This is a genomic window from Streptomyces sp. NPDC053755, from assembly GCF_040677675.1.
In the GTDB taxonomy this organism is placed as follows: domain Bacteria; phylum Actinomycetota; class Actinomycetes; order Streptomycetales; family Streptomycetaceae; genus Streptomyces.
This window is the reverse complement of record NZ_JBFASK010000007.1, coordinates 20,518-36,178: the sequence shown is the minus strand read 5'-3', so window position 1 is coordinate 36,178 and position 15,661 is coordinate 20,518. Positions and strand designations below refer to the sequence as shown.

Genomic DNA, 15,661 nt, shown 5'->3' with positions numbered 1-15,661 from the left:
GTTGACAGCGTACGCCCTACGCCTACGCTGTTAGGAGTACGCCGTACGCCTACGAGAGAGGTGCCCCATGCGCATGCCCGGAGGACCCCTGCGGCCCGGCTCCACCGCCCCCGTCCGCACCCTCGCCCCGCTCCTCGGCCCGCCGGTCGCCGTCCCGGACCCCGAACGGCTCGTCCACCTGCAGTTCCGGCGCTTCGCCGGCTGCCCCGTCTGCCATCTGCACCTGCGGTCGGTGGTCCGCCGGTACGAGGAGATCCAGGCGGCTGGCATCCGGGAGGTCGTCGTCTTCCACTCCCCGGCCGAGGAACTCCGGCCGCACCTGGACGGCCTGCCGTTCCCGGTCGTCGCCGACCCCGACAAGCTGCTCTACACCGCGTTCGGGGTGGAGTCCGCGCCCCGGGCCCTGCTCTCCCCCCGGGCGTGGGGCCCGATGGCCCGGGCCGTCCTCGTCGGCACCTGGGGCCTCCTGCGCGGCCGCGAGAAGCCGCCCGTCCTCCGTCCGCAAGGCGGCCGCCTCGGCCTCCCCGCCGATTTCCTCATCGGCGGCGACGGCCGGATCCTCGCCGCGAAGTACGGCGAACACGTCGACGACCAGTGGACCGTGGACGAACTCCTCACCCTGGCGTCGGCCGCCCCGCGACCCGCCGCCACGGCGTGACGAGGGGGACGGCGATGGACCGTCACGCGATCGACCGCACCGCCGACGCGGAGCGCTACGACAGGGTCAGCGGCGGCTTCGACGCGCCGCTCTTCGACGCGGCGGCGATCGACCCCCGCGCGCACGTCCTCGACATCGGGTGCGGATACGGCTCCACCACCCGGGAGGCCGCCCGCCGCGCCCGTGACGGGCACGCCCTCGGGAACGACGTGGTGGAGCCGATGCTGGAGCGGGCGCGGGGGTTCGCCGAAGCCGAAGGTCTCCGGAACGTCACCTTCGCGGCGGGCGACGCCCAGGTCCACCCCTTCCGGGCAGCCGCCTTCGACGTGGCGATCAGCAGGTTCGGCGTCATGTTCCTCGCCGACCCGGTCGCCGCGTTCGCCCACATCGGCCGCGCGCTGCGGCCGGGCGGACGGCTCGTCTTCACCACCGTCGGCCCACCGGAACGCAACGACCTGCCCACCGTGCTCGCGGCGGCGAGCCCGCGCCGGGCCGCTCCCGCCGGGCCGGCCGTGCGCGACGTGCACGCGCTGGCGGACCCGGACCACCTCACCGGAGTGCTCACCCGCGCCGGGTTCCGGCACGTGACCGTGGACCGGGTCGAGACGACCGTCGCCCTCGGCCCCGGCGCCGAGGCCGCCGCCGACTTCCTGCTGAGCTGGGGAGCGTTCGCGGACATGGTGGACCAGGCGGACCCGGCCGCCCTCGCCGCGGCCCGGGCCGGCCTGACCGGAGCGGCCCGCCGCTTCGAGAACGGGGACGGCGTTGTCGCCCTGCGCAGCTCGGCATGGCTGGCGAGGGCGGTGTCCCCGGGGCTCCGCTGACGCCTCGGCGGACCCTCCGTCAAGCCGGCCGGAGGGGGCTTCCTACGGGCGCCAGGAGACCCGGTGCTCCGCGAGGTGGGCGAGGACCGCGTGGTTCGCCTCCCAGCCGTCCGGGAACTTCATCGTCACGCCCAACTGGACCGGTTCCGTCGACGGGTGGTCGTCGAGGAGCTCCGGGACGCCCGCGCGGCAGACCACCACACAGGCGTGGCGGTGACGGGAGGCCAGCACGCACAGGCGCCCCGTCTCCAGATGGAAGGCCGTGGCGTCCGGACGCCCTGACAAGGGATGGAGCACCACCGTCACGTCGTACTCCCGGCCCTGGAGGCGGTTCGCCGTGTCCACGGTCACGCCCGTGACGCCCAGCTCCGCCAGGGCCGCCCGCACAGCCGCCGCCTGGTCGCGGTGAGCCGTGCCGACCGCGATCCGGTCGGCGGTGAGCGGGACGGGATCGGGGCCCCGCTCCGAGACGGCGGCGCCGCCCCGGTCGAGCAGCCGGCGCACCACCAGTGCCACCGCCCGCACCGCCTCGGGGTCCGTGCGCGGGGTGTTCCGGGCCGGCAGCTCCAGCAGGCCCCAGCCCGACGCGGCGGCCTCGTCCAGGACCCGGTCCGGACCCGAGCCGTCCGACGCCACCCCGAAGGAGAGCCGCCGCTCGCCGTGGTCCGTACCGCTGCGGAACGGCGTGTACGGATAGAAGGCGCCGGAGACCAGCGGGGCCGCCGACGCCGGAAGCCGCCACGACACCGGCAGCCGGTGCTGCGGAAGCTCCGGATTGTGCGCGAGCAGCGTCGAGACCGCGCTCGCCGACGGGTCGTACGAAAGCCCCGCCCACTGCTCCGCGCCGACCACCGAGAACGGGTCCAGCTGTCCCGGGTCCCCCACGAACAGCGCCCGCTCGAAGAGCCCCGCCACGGCGAGCAGGGCGTCCGAGCGCATCTGGTACGCCTCGTCCACGATCGCGTGCGCCCACGGCTCGACGTTCTTCACGTGCGCCCACTTCGCGGCCGTCGACACGACCACGTCCAGACCGGCGAGATCACCCGCCTTCGAGGACGTGCGTACGTTCTCCAGGCCGTCGAGCGCCTTGTCGTAGGGGTCGCTGTCGTTGGAGTGCAGCCGCCCCACCGGAAGGTCCGGCTCCTTCTCCGCGAGCCGCAGGACCAGATCGTCCACCTGCGCGTTCGTCTGCGCGACCACCATCAACGGTCTTCCGGCGGCGGCCAGTTCGAGCGCGGCCCGGACCACGAGCGTCGACTTGCCCGCGCCCGGCGGGGAGTCGACGACCACGCCGCGCGCGTCGCCGTGCAGGGTGTCGGCCAGGATCGCGCCCGTCGCCCGGGCGGCCTCCGCCCCGGGATCGAAGCTCACAGCAGGTCCTCCGTGGTCACGGTGTCGGGCAGTTCGGCGACATCCGAGCGCGGCGGCCCGCCGTGCGTCCAGGGTGTCTCCTCCGGATCCGGCAGCTTCGCGCCCACCCGCTGGTCGTGCTCGAAGAGCGTCCAGGCGATCCGCTCACCCTTCTCCGGCACGGAACCCTCGGCGGGCTCCTTCGACCGCCCCATCCGGTCCGTGATCCGCAGCACCAGCGAGCCGTCCTCCTCGTGGCGCACGAACTCCGCCGTCTGCGGCTTGCCCTCCAGCGAGCGGTACACCTTCGACCGCTCGGCCAGATGCGGCAGGTCGTCCGTGCGGACCGTGAGCAGCGGGCGCGGCGAGGGCCGCTTCGACTCCGACCACGCCATCGTCACGTCCACCACCTCGGCGACGAACGCCTCGCCCGCGAGCCGCCGCCCGGCGAGCACCAGCGGATCGTCGAGGGCCTCCTGCGCCTCCAACTGCCCCTGCGCGGACTCTCGCGCCGCCAGCTTCTGCGCCGCCGTCACCGCGTCGTCCCGGCGGGGCTGCGGCGGCTCGCCGGCCACCACCCGGTCGCGGTGAGCGGTGAACGACCAGCGGTCCCGGGTCCAGCGGTCCGCGACCCGGGACCCCACCGGCAGCTCCCGCGTCAGCTCGATCGCCCGCCACACCGCGTCCCAGGTCGGCCTCAGCTGCGAGGCGATCAGGCGGCGGATCTCCCCCTCGGCCCGGTGCGCCTCGCCCAGCCGCTCGTCGGCGCTCTCGCCGTCCTCGGCCGCCGCCAGCGCCTGCCGTGCCCGGTCGAACCGCTCGACGGCGGGCGCGAGCAGCCGGTTGTCGAAGGCCGGATCGGTCGCGGGCCCGGCCGGCGGACAGAGCAGCTGCCCGTCCCGGTCCCGTCCCAGCTCGGCCCGGAGCGCCGCCTCCGCGCCCGACTCCCCCTCGGGGGGATCGATCCAGGCCAGGAGCGCCCCGAGGTGCTGGTCCTCCAGGGACGACTGGCCCGTCGCCCAGTGCCGGTTCAGCAGGTCCGTCGCGGCCAGCAGCAGCGAAGACCCGGGAACCCGCGCCCGCTCCCCGAAGTGCGTCAGCCAGCGGCCCAGCAGCGGCACGCGCGGCGGCGCCGGATACGGCGTCTCGGGGTCCTGCTCCACGGTCCGGCGGAACCGCGTCGACCGCCCGAGCAGCCGGACGTACTCGACGCCCGCCCGGCTCGGCACGATCAACTGCGGCGCGTCCGCGCACAGTTCGACCTCGACCTTGACCTTCTTGCCGGTCTCCGGATCGGTCTCGCTCTTCTCCGCCGCCTCGACCACACCGGTGAAGGCGTCGACGTACGGCAGGACCTCCCCGGCCAGGTCGGCGAGGAACGCGAACCGCAGATCCCGGTCACGGGGCTGCGCGACCACGAGCAGCCGCGGCTCCTCCGGGTCGGTTCCGACCAGGGCGCCGAGCGGCGCGCCCGCCTCGCCCGCCGTGGTCAGCGGCACGAGGACGAGGGGGCGGTCCGAGACGTGCCGGTGCCGGACCGTGGCCAACGGCTGGGCCCGGCCCGACTCGACCGCCTCGAACCGGGCGAGGGCGGAGATCAGCGACATGCGAGCGCCTCCGCCCGGAGGGCCGCCGCCCGGCGTACCGCGTGCACGGTCGGATCGTCCGGGTCGCCCGCCTCGCCGCGCGCCGCGGCGAGGACCTCCCCGATCGTGGTCAGCCCGCCCAGCTCGCCGCGCACCGACCGGCCCAGCGCCTCCACCGCGCCCGAGAGCCGTGTCCGCTCCCGGCAGTGGAAGGCCAGCTCGCAGGAGGACAGGCACTCCGGGGCGTAGGCGTGCGGCACCGCCTCGACCGACGCCGCCAGCTGCTCCGCCGAACACCCCTCCACATCGAAGGTGACCCCGTCCGGCAGCGCGTCCGCGATCTCCTCGATCCGCGTCAGCCGGGCCAGCTGACGGCGGGTCACCGACAGCTGCTTGCGCACGTCCACCACGGAGGCGGCCGGCAGGTTGGAGAAGTCCTTCGGGCAGACCAGCAGCACCGCGTGCGCCACCGACGCGCCGTCCGTGAGCGCCGCCACCCGCTCCAGGGCCAGGACGTACACCGCGGCCTGGCGGGCGGCCGCGCCGACCTTCGAGGCGTCCGCCGAGCCGTCGATCATCGGGAACGACTTGATCTCCACGACCGTCCACCGGCCGTCGGGGTGCACCACGACCGCGTCCGGCTCCAGATAGGCGGGCGAACCCGCCACGTCGAGGGCCAGCATCGGATGGTCGAGCAGCGCCCACTCCCGGGCCACCGTCGCCTCGCGCAGCGCCAGCGCCGTACGGGCCGCCCGCCCCTGAGGCCCGGCCGCCGCCAGATCGGGCACCCGCACCGCCCCCGGCTCCTCGATGCCGAGCAGCCGCAGCAGCTCACGGCCGCCGTCCGCCTTGACCTTCGCCTCGAAGGCGTTGCCCCGCATGAACGCGAACTGCGACTGCCCGAAGGCGGCCGGCGAGCCGAGCTTCGAGGCCAGCGCGGTCTTGTCGACCCCCGCTCCGTCGAGCAGCGCGCGCCGCCGGCAGCCGGGATTGGCGGCCAGCGCCGCCAGCGCCCGCGCATCCAGCGGACGCGGCACGGCGGCCGCTCCGCGCAGCTCAGCGAGCCGGTGCCGGAGTGTCGTCTGCGGAGGACGGGGAGCTCCGCTGCCCAGGGAATCGCTCACCCGCCGAAGTCTCGCATCCCCCACTGACAAGAGGGGAACGCCCGCCTCCGACGACCGGGCGCAACCGGTCCCGGATCCGGTCCACGAGCCGGGTCGCGGGCGCCGTCAGCAGCAGGCCGAACCCCATCACGGCGGCCCCGGCGACCGCGTCCAGGAAGTAGTGGTTCGCCGTCCCCATGACGACGATCACCGTGAGGAGCGGGTAGGCGGCGCCGAGGGCCTTGGACGCCGGCGTACGCCCGTACCGCCACAGCATCACCCCGCACCACAGCGCCCAGCCGACGTGCAGGCTCGGCATCGCCGCGTACTGGTTCGTCATCGCGCCCATGCCGCGCGGCGCGCTCGCCTCCGCGCCCCACCAGCCGTACGAGCTGAACTGCGCCATGGTGTCGACGAAGCCGTGGCTCGCGTCGAGCAGCCGGGGCGGGCAGGTGGGCAGCAGGGTGAAGCCGACCAGGCCGAGCAGGGTGGAGGTCATCAGCCAGGTGCGGGCCGCCCGGTAGCGGGCGGGGCGGCGGTGGAAGAGCCAGACGAGGACGGCCGGGGTGACGAGGTAGTGCAGGGAGGCGTACGCGAAGTCGGCGGGTATGCCGAGTGCGGGCGTGGCCGTGAAGAGCCGGTTGAGCGGGTGCTCGGCGTTCAGGTACAGCAGCTTCTCGATCCGCAGGATCGCGAGGCCGTGGTCGACGGCGGTCTGCGTGTCCCCGCGGACGAGCAGCCGCCCGCCCGAATACGCGGCGTACACCACGGCGATGAGCAGCAGCTCGCTCCACCAGCGTGGCCGCCGCCCGATGCGGGCTGCCCTCGGATTCATACGCGCGTTCCCCCCTGCGTCTCGGCCTAGGGGACGCGGGAACGGGCCCCGGGGTTGCCCCCACGTCGCCCGCCGTTCACGTGGGCGATGATGGGGGAGCACCCCGCTTGTGAACCCGAGGTACCCCAGGGAGAGCCTTCATGGCACCGCGCATCCTGCTCGCCCGGCACGGCCAGACCGAATGGTCGCTGCTCGGCCGCCACACCGGCAGGACGGACATTCCGCTCCTCGACGAGGGGCGGCGCGGAGCGAAACTGCTCGGGGAGCGGCTGCGCAGGGCGCCCTGGAACGGCCTGCCGGACCTGGAGATACGCACCAGCCCGCTCTCGCGCGCCCGGGAGACCTGCGAGATCGCGGGCTTCGGTGACCGGGCCGAGAACTGGGACGCGCTGATGGAGTGGGACTACGGCGCCTACGAGGGCCTGACCCCGGCCCGGATCCAGGAGCTGCGTCCCGGCTGGCTGATCTGGCGCGACGGCGTCCCCGAGGGGGAGACGCGCGAGCAGGTCTCGGCGCGGGCCGACGAGGTCGTGGGGTGGGCGCGGTCGGCGGACCGTGACGTCCTGGTCTTCGCGCACGGCCACATCCTGCGCACGATCGCCGCGCGCTGGCTGGGCGAGGACATCTCCTTCGGCTCCCGTATCCGCCTCGACCCGACCAGCCTCTCGGTTCTGAGCTGGGCGTACGGCGCTCCGGCGCTGGAACGCTGGAACGACACCGGGCACATGGAGTAGGTCGGGACGAGGGGCGGCCGGCCCCGGCCCCCTGCGCGCCAGTGCCCCGCCGCCCGCCGTCCGCGTCGCCGTGGGCGCCCCGCCCCGGTCCGCCTCCGCGTTCCCCCGGTCCGTCACCGCGTCCCCGGTCCGTCACCGCGCCCCGCGAGCCGAGTGCGGCCGGATGCGAGCCGGGTGCGGACCGGTCGCGGACCGGGTCAGCGGGTGGTGGCCAGGAGCCGCTGGGTCGTCGCCAGCATGCGGCGGATACGGGAGGACTGGACGTCGCCGAGCGCGTCCACCACCCGCCCCGCCTCTGCCGCCGCCTCGTCCCGGCGGCCCGCATGCGCGAGGTCGCTCGCCAGCTGGGCGCGGTAGAGGGCGAGGTTCCGGGCGAAGTGGGGGTTCTGCAGCACCGTCGCGCGGTGGGCGTGGCGGGCCGCGCGGCCCCAGTCGCCCAGCGCCGACCAGCACTGCGCCTCCAGTGCCTCCAGCTCCGGCTCCCCGAAGAACGACATCCACTCCGGATCGCTGTCGGCGGGGCCCTTCCCGAAGTAGGCGTGGGCGCGGCCGAGGGCCTGCTCGCACGCCGACCGGTCGCCCAGTCCGGCCCATGCCCCCGCCTCCCGCAGGGTCAGCAGCGACAGCAGCCGGGCCGAGGAGAGGGGTCGCGCCGCCCGCAGCCCCGCCTGCGCGGCCCGGACCGCCTCGCGGTACCGTCCCGCGTCCCTGGCCAGGAACGACGTGTTGCAGAACGCGTGCGCCTCCAGCGCCGGATCGCCCGCCACGCGCGCGGTGGCGAGCGCCTCGGCGTAGTAGGAGCGGGCGTCGTCCAGGCGGTCCGAGTCGTGCGCCAGCCAGCCGACGGAGATCGCCAGCTCGCCGGCGCCCGCGTGCAGCCGGTCCTCGGTCGACCGGCGGGCCGCCGTGCCCGCGTCGAGCAGGGCGTACGCCGTCCGCAGCGGCTGGGCCGCCGCCTGGTAGAGCCCCTCGGCCCCGTGCCGGTCGTCGAGCAGCCGGATCTGCCGTACGGCGTCCTCGACGGCCCGCACCTCGGCCTCGCCGATCCTGTGGGTACCGCGCGGGGCGGGGATCGCGGCGGCCGTGCCGGCGAATCCCAGCGAGGCGGCCGCCACGGTGGCGGTGCCGCTCGTCATGAATGCGCGACGCAGCACGTCGCTCTCCTCATCGTTCCGGGTCGTGATGGCGGGCGGGGGCGGTGGCCCGGCCGCGACGGCGGACCGCCGGCCGCGCACGGCCTCCCGCGCCGAGAACCCCAGGTCCGCCAAGCTCAGACCGGGGAACATGTGCAGGAACACCCGCTCGTACGCGTAGTTCGGGCAGCGGATCTCTCCCGCCTCCACACGTCCGATGTAGCGGGCGTCGCAGGCCACCTGCTCGCCGATCTCCCGCGCGGCCCTGCGGACCGAGGCGGCGAACTCCGCCGGCGAGTGCCGCCCGCGGAGCCTGCGGAAGGCGAGATTGGGAACTGCCCGTGACATCGCCATGGCCGAGCCCTCTCCTGGTGCTACCGGTGTTCCGGCGGGCATGAACGTACCTGCTGTCACCGCACGCACACGCAGAGTTTGGCTACAAACCGGATATCTCGCTCGCGATCTGCCATGAACTGCCATCCTTTGCGGCGGCGTGCCGCCGTAGCCGTTGACGCGCACGGACGTTGAACCATGCGGAGAGACGGAACGTGTCTTCTCATAGCGAGGAGGGGTCCCCATGGTGGAGATCGGATCGCAGTCGACGGCGCGGCAGCTGCCCGCCCCGAACGCCGGCGCCCCGCATGACGAGCCCTGCGACCTGGTGACCGTGCCCGTCCGGCAGGGCCTGGAGGCCGTCGACATCCTGCGCCGGGGTGGCGCGCCCGTCGTCGGACCGGTGCTGCACGACGGCGCCTGTCACACCCTCGGCTTCCTGGTCCCGCCCGGCACCGCCGAGGGCTGGGACATGCCGGGCAGCGCGTGTACGCAGACCTCCGGTCGCGGCCTGCGCATCCCCGAGCTGCCCGAGCTGCCGGAACCGGCCGCCGGAGGGGCGCCCCGCCCCGCCGGATGGCTGCTGCCGCCCGACGACGGAGGCCAGGTCACCGACCCGGAGGTCCTCCGGGAGGCGTTGGGCCAGGCCGCCCGCCTGATCGAGGCCGCCGACGGCTGCCACTAGCCGCCCTGCCGCCCTCCACCGCCGCACCCCCGCCCGCTCACCCCCGCTCGTCGGGCGGGACGCCCGCGCGGGCGTCGATAATGGGGTCCGTGGCCAGGAACAAGCAGCGAGAACGGGCGGCGGCCGCCGCCGCCGTCGTGGAGACCGTCGACGGCGGTCTCGCCGAGCTCATACCCGACAGGGAGCGGCCCCGCGGCTGGACGCTGCTCATCGACGGCGCCCCGCAGTCGCACGTCGACCTCGACGACCCGGCCCACCTCTCCTTCGAGTACCAGCGGCGCCTCGGCCACATCGCCGACCTCGTCGCCCCGCCCCACCGGCCGGTCCAGGCCGTGCACCTGGGCGGCGGAGCCTTCACGCTCGCCCGCTACATCGCCGCCACCCGGCCCCGCTCCACCCAGCAGATCGTGGAACTCGACGGAGCCCTCGTCCAGCTGGTCCGCCGCGAGCTGCCCCTCGAAGCGGCCGCCCGCGTCCGGGTCCGTTCCACGGACGCCCGGGCCGGGCTCGCGAAAGTGCAGGACGGCTGGGCCGACCTGATCATCGCCGACGTCTTCAGCGGCGCCCGCACCCCCGCGCACCTCACCAGCACGGAGTTCCTCGCCGAGGTCCGCAGAGCGCTCAAGCCCGGTGGGTTCTACGCCGCCAACCTCGCCGACGGGCCGCCCCTGACCCACCTGCGCGGCCAGATCGCCACCGCCGCCGCCGTCTTCCCGGAACTCGCGCTGGCCGCCGACCCGACCGTGCTGCGCGGCCGCCGCTTCGGCAACGCCGTCCTCCTCGCCTCCGACCGGGAGCTGCCGGTGGCCGAGCTGACCCGCCGGGTGGCGACCGACCCGCACGCCGGACGGGTCGAACACGGAAGGGCCCTCGCCGACTTCACCGGGGGAGCGACCCCGGTCACCGACGCCAGCGCCAAGCCCTCGCCCTCCCCGCCGGCCGCCGCCTTCCGCTGAGCCGGGACTTTCGAAACACTCCCTAGCGGTCCTCGATCTCGACCCTCGGCGCCGTGTCGTGCCAGACGCAGAAGACCGACAGCTCGCGGCCGTCCCGGGTGAAGGTGACCCGGATCCACGTCGGCTGCTTCCAGACCTGCATCGTCCAGCCCGAGGACGGCGTCGCCGAGACCAGCTCGGCCGAGGTCTCGCCGAGGTCGAAGACGACCCGCCCGCCGTCCACGGTGTAGCCCTTCACCTCGCCGCCGCCCTCCGGCTGCCGTGAGGCGGAGGGCCTGCTCGAAGGTCCCGGCGAAGGGGTCGCCGAGGGAGCGCCGCCCGTCTTCCTCGGCGGCGAGGGCGTCGGTGTGGGCGTGGCCGTCGGCCGTCGGGTCGACGAGGCCGACGGATCGCCGGCCGCGGCCGGCGGCGCCTGCGTGCTGCCGGCCGGGATGGGCAGCGCGCGCGGCGGGTCGTAGACCGTCCCGGCCAGCACCGTGTGCACCCCCCACCAGGAGAGGGTGACCGCCGCGCCGGTGGCGAGCGACCACGCCAGGGCGTGAACGATTCCTCTGCGCATCCGGGTCATACTGCACCACCGCGCGCACCGTCGTGCCGGAGGGTGGACCTTGTCCCGCGTTCCCCCGTATGGCGTACGGTGCGGCCCATGGCAAGTGTGCTCGTGGTCGAGGACGACCAGTTCGTGCGCTCCGCCCTCATCCGGCACCTGACCGACGCCTCCCACACCGTACGGAGCGTCGGCACGGCCCTGGAGGCGCTGCGCGAGGTCGCCCATTTCCGTTTCGACGTCGTCATCCTGGACCTCGGACTGCCCGATCTGGACGGGTCCGAGGCGCTGAAGATGCTGCGCGGCATCACCGACGTCCCCGTCATCATCGCGACGGCGCGGGACGACGAGGCGGAGATCGTCCGGCTCCTCAACGACGGGGCGGACGACTACCTCACCAAACCGTTCTCCGTGGAGCACCTCTCCGCCCGGATGGCCGCGGTGCTGCGCCGGTCGCGGGCCGCCGCGGGCGAGGCGCCGCCGTCCCGGGTGATCCAGGTCGGCGGCCTGTCGATCGACCCGCTGCGGCGCCAGGCGGAACTCGACGGGGCCCCGCTCGACCTGACCCGGCGGGAGTTCGACCTGCTCGCCTTCCTCGCCGGGCGGCCCGGGGTCGTCGTGCCCCGCAAGGAACTGCTCGCCGAGGTGTGGCAGCAGTCCTACGGGGACGACCAGACCATCGACGTACATTTGTCATGGCTGCGGCGGAAGTTGGGTGAGACGGCCGCCCGTCCCCGCTATCTGCACACCCTGCGCGGCGTGGGCGTGAAGCTTGAGCCGCCCCGGGAGACCCAGCCGTGAGATGGGCACTCGTCAAGGTGTCGCTGGCCGTCACCGCCATGGTCGTCGTCGCCTTCGCCGTACCGCTCGGCCTGGTCGTCAAGGAGATGGCCAGCGACCGGGCCTTCTCCAACGCCGAGCGGCGCGCCGCCGGGCTCGCGCCCGTCCTCGCCATCACCACCGACCGCGAACAGCTGGACCGCGCCGTCGCCACCACCGAGGACGGGGCCGCGGGACGCATGGCGGTCCACGTCCCGGCCGCCGACGCGCCGGGCGCCAAGGCCCTGGAGATCGGGACGCGCCGGGCGAGCGAGGAGGACCTGCGGACCACCCGTGAGCTGGGGCGGGCCACCATCGCCGAGGTCGACGGCGGCTCCGTGCTGCTCCAGCCCACCGCCCTGAGCTCGGGCCGGGTCGCGATCGTCGAACTCTTCGTCCCCGAGGGCGAGGTCAGCAACGGGGTCGCCACCGCCTGGCTGGTCCTGGCCGGTGTCGGCATCGCCCTGATCGTCGGCTCGGTCGCCGTCGCCGACCGCCTGGGCGTCCGGATGGTCCGGCCCGCTCAGCGGCTGGCGGGCGCGGCCCACGACCTCGGCGAGGGCAGGCTCGGCGCGCGCGTCCCCGAGGAGGGGCCGCCGGAGCTCAAGTCGGCGGCGATCGCCTTCAACTCCATGGCCGACCAGGTCGTCCAGCTCCTCGCCAACGAGCGTGAGCTGGCCGCCGACCTCTCCCACCGGCTGCGCACCCCGCTGACCGTGCTGCGGCTCAACGCGGCCTCGCTGGGCTCCGGTCCGGCAGCCGACCAGACGCGGGCCGCCGTCGCGCAGCTCGAGCGCGAGGTCGACACGATCATCCGTACGGCGCGGGACGCCAAGCCCCGGACGCAGGCGACCGGCCCGGGCGCGGGCTGTGACGCGTCCGAGGTCGTCCGGGAGCGGATGGAGTTCTGGTCGGCGCTCGCCGAGGACGAGGACCGCAAGGTGCGGGTCGCGGGCATCGAGCGCCCCGTGCGCATCCCGGTCGCCCGTCCCGAACTCGTCGCCGCGCTGGACGCCTTGCTCGGGAACGTCTTCCGGCACACCCGGGAGGGCACCGCCTTCTCCGTCGACCTCCACAACGGTGACGACGCCGTCATCGTGCTCGTCTCCGACGCCGGGCCGGGCATCGCCGACCCCGCCGCCGCGCTTGCCCGGGGCAACAGCGGCCGGCGCGACGGCTCCACCGGCCTCGGCCTGGACATCGTGCGCCGGATGGCCGAGTCCACGGGCGGGGACGTCCGCATCGGGCACTCGGTCCTCGGCGGCACCGAGGTCCGCGTCTGGATCGGCCTCGACGGCCGCCGCTCGGGCGATACGGGAGGGCGGCGCGTCCAGCGCCTGGGCCGCCGCAAGCGGGGCGGCGGGGGCACCCGCCGGGCACCGGAGTCCTGACCGGCCCGGCGGGGGCAGCCCTTGAGCCCCGCCCGCTCGCCTGTCCGCCCGCCCGCACAGTCCCGGCCCCGCCCCCGTCCACCCTGGGCCGGCCCGCCTCCCTCGCGCCCGAACCTTTCCTCCTCCCGATGGCTTCCTTAAGCGGAGCCTAAGGATCCTCAATCGCCCCGCTCCCGTACGCATTTGTCCGTTTCCCCCTCGCTAGCGTGCTGCCCGCACCCACCTCCACCCCCGGCACACAGAGGCAGGCACGCGATGGGCACCAGTACGCACCGGCGCAGGACGACCGGCAGGACCAAGGCCGTCGGCGCGGTCGTCGCGGCGGCGGTGATCGGCGGCGCGGCCTTCGCGTTCACCGGGACCGCCCAGGCCGCGGCCGTCGGCGCCGCCTACACCAGGACGAGTACCTGGAACGGCGGCTACACCGGCCAGTACGTCATCACCAACGAGACCTCCAGCGTCCGGTCGGGGGGCTGGACGCTGGAGTTCGACCTGCCCGCGGGGACGACCATCGGATCCCTGTGGAACGGCGAACACACCGTCACGGGCCGCCACGTCACCGTGAAGCCGGCGAGCTGGAACAAGGAACTCGCCCCCGGCCAGTCCGTCACCGTCGGCTTCGTGACCTCGGCCTCAGGCGAGGCCGGCGATCCCGCGAACTGCCTCATCGACAAGGCGAGCTGTTCGGTCGGCGGTGCCACCCCGACGCCGAGCGGCCGCCCCACCGAGCAGCCCACGGCCACCACCGCCCCCACCGCCTCCGCGACACCGAGCGCGACCGCGACGCCGAGCGCGCCGGCCACCGCGACCGCGTCCCCGAAGCCCACCGCGACCGCCACCGGCGGCCCGGGCACTCCCGGGGCCGCGGCCCGGTACGCGCCCTACGTCGACACCTCCCTCTACCCCGCGTACGACCTGACGGCCACCGCCGACGCCACCGGCGTCAAGGAGTTCAACCTCGCCTTCATCACCTCCGGTGGGTCCTGCGCGCCGCTGTGGGGCGGGGTCACCGGCCTCGCCGACGACAAGGTCGCCTCCCAGATCGGTGCCCTGCGGGCCAAGGGCGGCGACGTCCGGGTCTCCTTCGGCGGCGCCGCGGGCCACGAGCTCGCCCTGAACTGCTCGACCTCCTCCGCCCTCGCCGCCGCGTACGGCAAGGTCGTGGACCAGTACAAGCTCACCAAGGTCGACTTCGACATCGAGGGCGCCGCCCTGCCGGACGCGGCCGCCAACACGCGCCGCTCGCAGGCGATCGCGCAGCTCCAGAAGTCCCACCCCGGCCTGAACGTGTCCTTCACCCTGCCCGTCATGCCCGAGGGCCTGACCCAGCCGGGCGTGGACCTGCTCGCCGACGCGAAGCGCAACGGCGTCCGCGTCGACGCCGTCAACATCATGGCGATGGACTACGGACCGGCCTACAGCGGCGACATGGGCCAGTACGCCGTCCAGGCGGCGACCGCGACCCAGGCCCAGATCAAGGGCGTCCTCGGCCTCTCCGACGCGGCCGCGTGGAAGGCCGTCGCGGTCACCCCGATGATCGGCGTCAACGACGTGACGACCGAGATCTTCACGGTGGCCGACGCGACCCAGCTGGTCGACTTCGCCAGGTCCAAGGGCATCGGCTGGCTGTCGATGTGGTCCTCCACCCGCGACAAGCAGTGCGCGGCCGGCGCCGTGAATCACGCGGACGCCACCTGCTCCTCGATCCTCCAGCAGCCGCTGGCCTTCACCAAGGCGTTCGCCGCCTACAAGTGAGCCGCTCCGTCCCCCCACCCGCGCGCGTCCCGGCCGGCCCCCACCCACCCCTCCGCCGACCGGGGCGCGCGCCCCTCGTCACCCCTTCACCGCGCCCCGCATGATCCCGCCGACGATCTGCCGCCCGAAGACGACGAGGACCAGCAGCAGCGGCAGCGTCCCCAGCAGCGCGCCCGCCATGATCACGGACTGGTCCGGGATGTATCCGCGCCCGAGCCCGGTCAGCGCCACCTGCACCGTCGGGGAGCCGCTCTGCGTCAGCGCGACGACCGGCCAGAAGAAGTCGTTCCACGTCATCACGAACGTCAGCATGCCCAGCACCGCCATCGCCGGGCGGGCCGCCGGGAACACCACGTGCCACACCACCCGCACCGCACTCGCCCCGTCCACCCGGGCCGCCTCGACCAGCTCCGAGGGCAGGGCCCGGACCAGGTGCTGACGCATGAAGAACACCCCGAACGCGGAGACCAGCGCGGGAAGGACGACGGCCTGCAGCCGGTCCGTCCACGACAGCTCCGCGATCAGCATGAACAGCGGGACGACGGAGAGCTGCGGCGGCACCATCATCGTGCCGATCACCACCGCCAGGAGCGCGTTCCTGAACCGGAAGCGCAGCTTGGCGAAGGCGAAGCCCGCCAGGGTCGACAAGAGGACCGTCCCCGCCGCCACCGACCCCGCGACGATCGTGGTGTTGAGGAGCGCCACGCCCAGGTGCGCGTCCGACCACGCGACCGCGAGGTTCCGCCCGAGGTTGTCGCCGAACCAGAACGGCGGGGGGGTCCGCGCGAGCCGCGTGGAGTCCCGGGAGGCCGCGATCGCCGTCCAGACGAGCGGAAAGAGCGAGCCGGCGGTGAAGACCGCCAGGACGCCGTACGTGAGCGGACCCGCGCCCCGCCCCTCGGGGACGCGCCCCTCACGCGTCACACCGCCCCGCGCTTTCCGGACGCGCCCC

Annotated in this window: 15 protein-coding genes; 8 read left to right on the top strand and 7 right to left on the bottom strand. The window is 74.6% G+C overall.

All coding sequences use genetic code 11. The features are described from left to right. Positions 1-73: 73 nt before the first annotated feature. Both AB0K65_RS09945 and AB0K65_RS09940 read left to right on the top strand, forming a co-directional pair. Positions 74-658 carry a peroxiredoxin-like family protein gene (locus AB0K65_RS09945; protein ID WP_365715286.1) on the top strand — a complete coding sequence of 195 codons (585 nt, stop codon included), beginning with the start codon at positions 74-76 and terminating at the stop codon, positions 656-658. Between the two features lie 14 nt (positions 659-672). Next, positions 673-1,482 carry a class I SAM-dependent methyltransferase gene (locus AB0K65_RS09940; RefSeq protein WP_365715285.1) on the top strand — a complete coding sequence of 270 codons (810 nt, stop codon included), beginning with the start codon at positions 673-675 and terminating at the stop codon, positions 1,480-1,482. Between the two features lie 42 nt (positions 1,483-1,524). Here the strand turns inward: AB0K65_RS09940 and AB0K65_RS09935 are convergent, their stop codons facing one another. Genes AB0K65_RS09935 through AB0K65_RS09920 form a run of 4 tightly spaced genes read right to left on the bottom strand, consistent with a single transcriptional unit; the run spans position 1,525 to position 6,356 of the window. Then, positions 1,525-2,853: an AAA family ATPase gene (locus AB0K65_RS09935; protein ID WP_365715284.1), complete on the bottom strand. Its 1,329-nt coding sequence runs from the start codon at positions 2,851-2,853 to the stop codon at positions 1,525-1,527. After that, on the bottom strand, positions 2,850-4,439 hold the full coding sequence (locus AB0K65_RS09930; protein WP_365715283.1) for a hypothetical protein: 1,590 nt from the start codon (positions 4,437-4,439) through the stop codon (positions 2,850-2,852). Before AB0K65_RS09930 ends, AB0K65_RS09935 begins: the two co-directional genes overlap by 4 nt. Beyond that, positions 4,430-5,542, bottom strand: coding sequence for a hypothetical protein (locus AB0K65_RS09925; RefSeq protein WP_365715282.1), 1,113 nt, complete (start codon positions 5,540-5,542; stop codon positions 4,430-4,432). The genes AB0K65_RS09930 and AB0K65_RS09925 overlap by 10 nt, the downstream gene beginning before the upstream one ends. Continuing rightward, on the bottom strand, positions 5,475-6,356 hold the full coding sequence (locus AB0K65_RS09920; RefSeq protein WP_365715281.1) for a phosphatase PAP2 family protein: 882 nt from the start codon (positions 6,354-6,356) through the stop codon (positions 5,475-5,477). Before AB0K65_RS09920 ends, AB0K65_RS09925 begins: the two co-directional genes overlap by 68 nt. Positions 6,357-6,496: 140 nt before the next feature. Between AB0K65_RS09920 and AB0K65_RS09915 the strand changes: the two genes are divergently transcribed. Next, complete coding sequence (locus AB0K65_RS09915) at positions 6,497-7,090, top strand: histidine phosphatase family protein (RefSeq protein WP_365715280.1); 594 nt, start codon at positions 6,497-6,499, stop codon at positions 7,088-7,090. A 197-nt stretch (positions 7,091-7,287) separates the two neighbouring features. On the opposite strand, the gene AB0K65_RS09910 is transcribed toward AB0K65_RS09915, so the two are convergent. Beyond that, positions 7,288-8,577 carry a tetratricopeptide repeat protein gene (locus AB0K65_RS09910; protein WP_365715279.1) on the bottom strand — a complete coding sequence of 430 codons (1,290 nt, stop codon included), beginning with the start codon at positions 8,575-8,577 and terminating at the stop codon, positions 7,288-7,290. Between the two features lie 223 nt (positions 8,578-8,800). On the opposite strand from AB0K65_RS09910, the gene AB0K65_RS09905 reads away from it, so the two are divergent. Both AB0K65_RS09905 and AB0K65_RS09900 read left to right on the top strand, forming a co-directional pair. Then, positions 8,801-9,241, top strand: a complete 441-nt coding sequence (locus AB0K65_RS09905) for a hypothetical protein (RefSeq protein ID WP_365715277.1) — start codon at positions 8,801-8,803, stop codon at positions 9,239-9,241. Positions 9,242-9,321: 80 nt separating this feature from the next. Beyond that, positions 9,322-10,197, top strand: a complete 876-nt coding sequence (locus AB0K65_RS09900; protein WP_365715276.1) for a fused MFS/spermidine synthase — start codon at positions 9,322-9,324, stop codon at positions 10,195-10,197. A gap of 22 nt (positions 10,198-10,219) precedes the next feature. Here the strand turns inward: AB0K65_RS09900 and AB0K65_RS09895 are convergent, their stop codons facing one another. Continuing rightward, positions 10,220-10,765 (bottom strand): hypothetical protein, encoded by a 546-nt coding sequence (locus AB0K65_RS09895; RefSeq protein ID WP_365715275.1) that lies wholly within the window; start codon positions 10,763-10,765, stop codon positions 10,220-10,222. Between the two features lie 78 nt (positions 10,766-10,843). On the opposite strand from AB0K65_RS09895, the gene AB0K65_RS09890 reads away from it, so the two are divergent. The 3 genes from AB0K65_RS09890 to AB0K65_RS09880 all read left to right on the top strand — a co-directional run bounded on the left by AB0K65_RS09890 (position 10,844) and on the right by AB0K65_RS09880 (position 14,709). Continuing rightward, positions 10,844-11,545 carry a response regulator transcription factor gene (locus AB0K65_RS09890; protein ID WP_365715274.1) on the top strand — a complete coding sequence of 234 codons (702 nt, stop codon included), beginning with the start codon at positions 10,844-10,846 and terminating at the stop codon, positions 11,543-11,545. Continuing rightward, complete coding sequence (locus AB0K65_RS09885; protein WP_365715273.1) at positions 11,542-12,954, top strand: HAMP domain-containing sensor histidine kinase; 1,413 nt, start codon at positions 11,542-11,544, stop codon at positions 12,952-12,954. Before AB0K65_RS09890 ends, AB0K65_RS09885 begins: the two co-directional genes overlap by 4 nt. A gap of 255 nt (positions 12,955-13,209) precedes the next feature. Next, complete coding sequence (locus tag AB0K65_RS09880) at positions 13,210-14,709, top strand: cellulose binding domain-containing protein (RefSeq protein ID WP_365715272.1); 1,500 nt, start codon at positions 13,210-13,212, stop codon at positions 14,707-14,709. Between the two features lie 78 nt (positions 14,710-14,787). Here AB0K65_RS09880 and AB0K65_RS09875 read toward each other — a convergent pair whose 3' ends face one another. Continuing rightward, positions 14,788-15,633 carry a carbohydrate ABC transporter permease gene (locus AB0K65_RS09875; protein ID WP_365715271.1) on the bottom strand — a complete coding sequence of 282 codons (846 nt, stop codon included), beginning with the start codon at positions 15,631-15,633 and terminating at the stop codon, positions 14,788-14,790. Between the last annotated feature and the right edge of the window lie 28 nt (positions 15,634-15,661).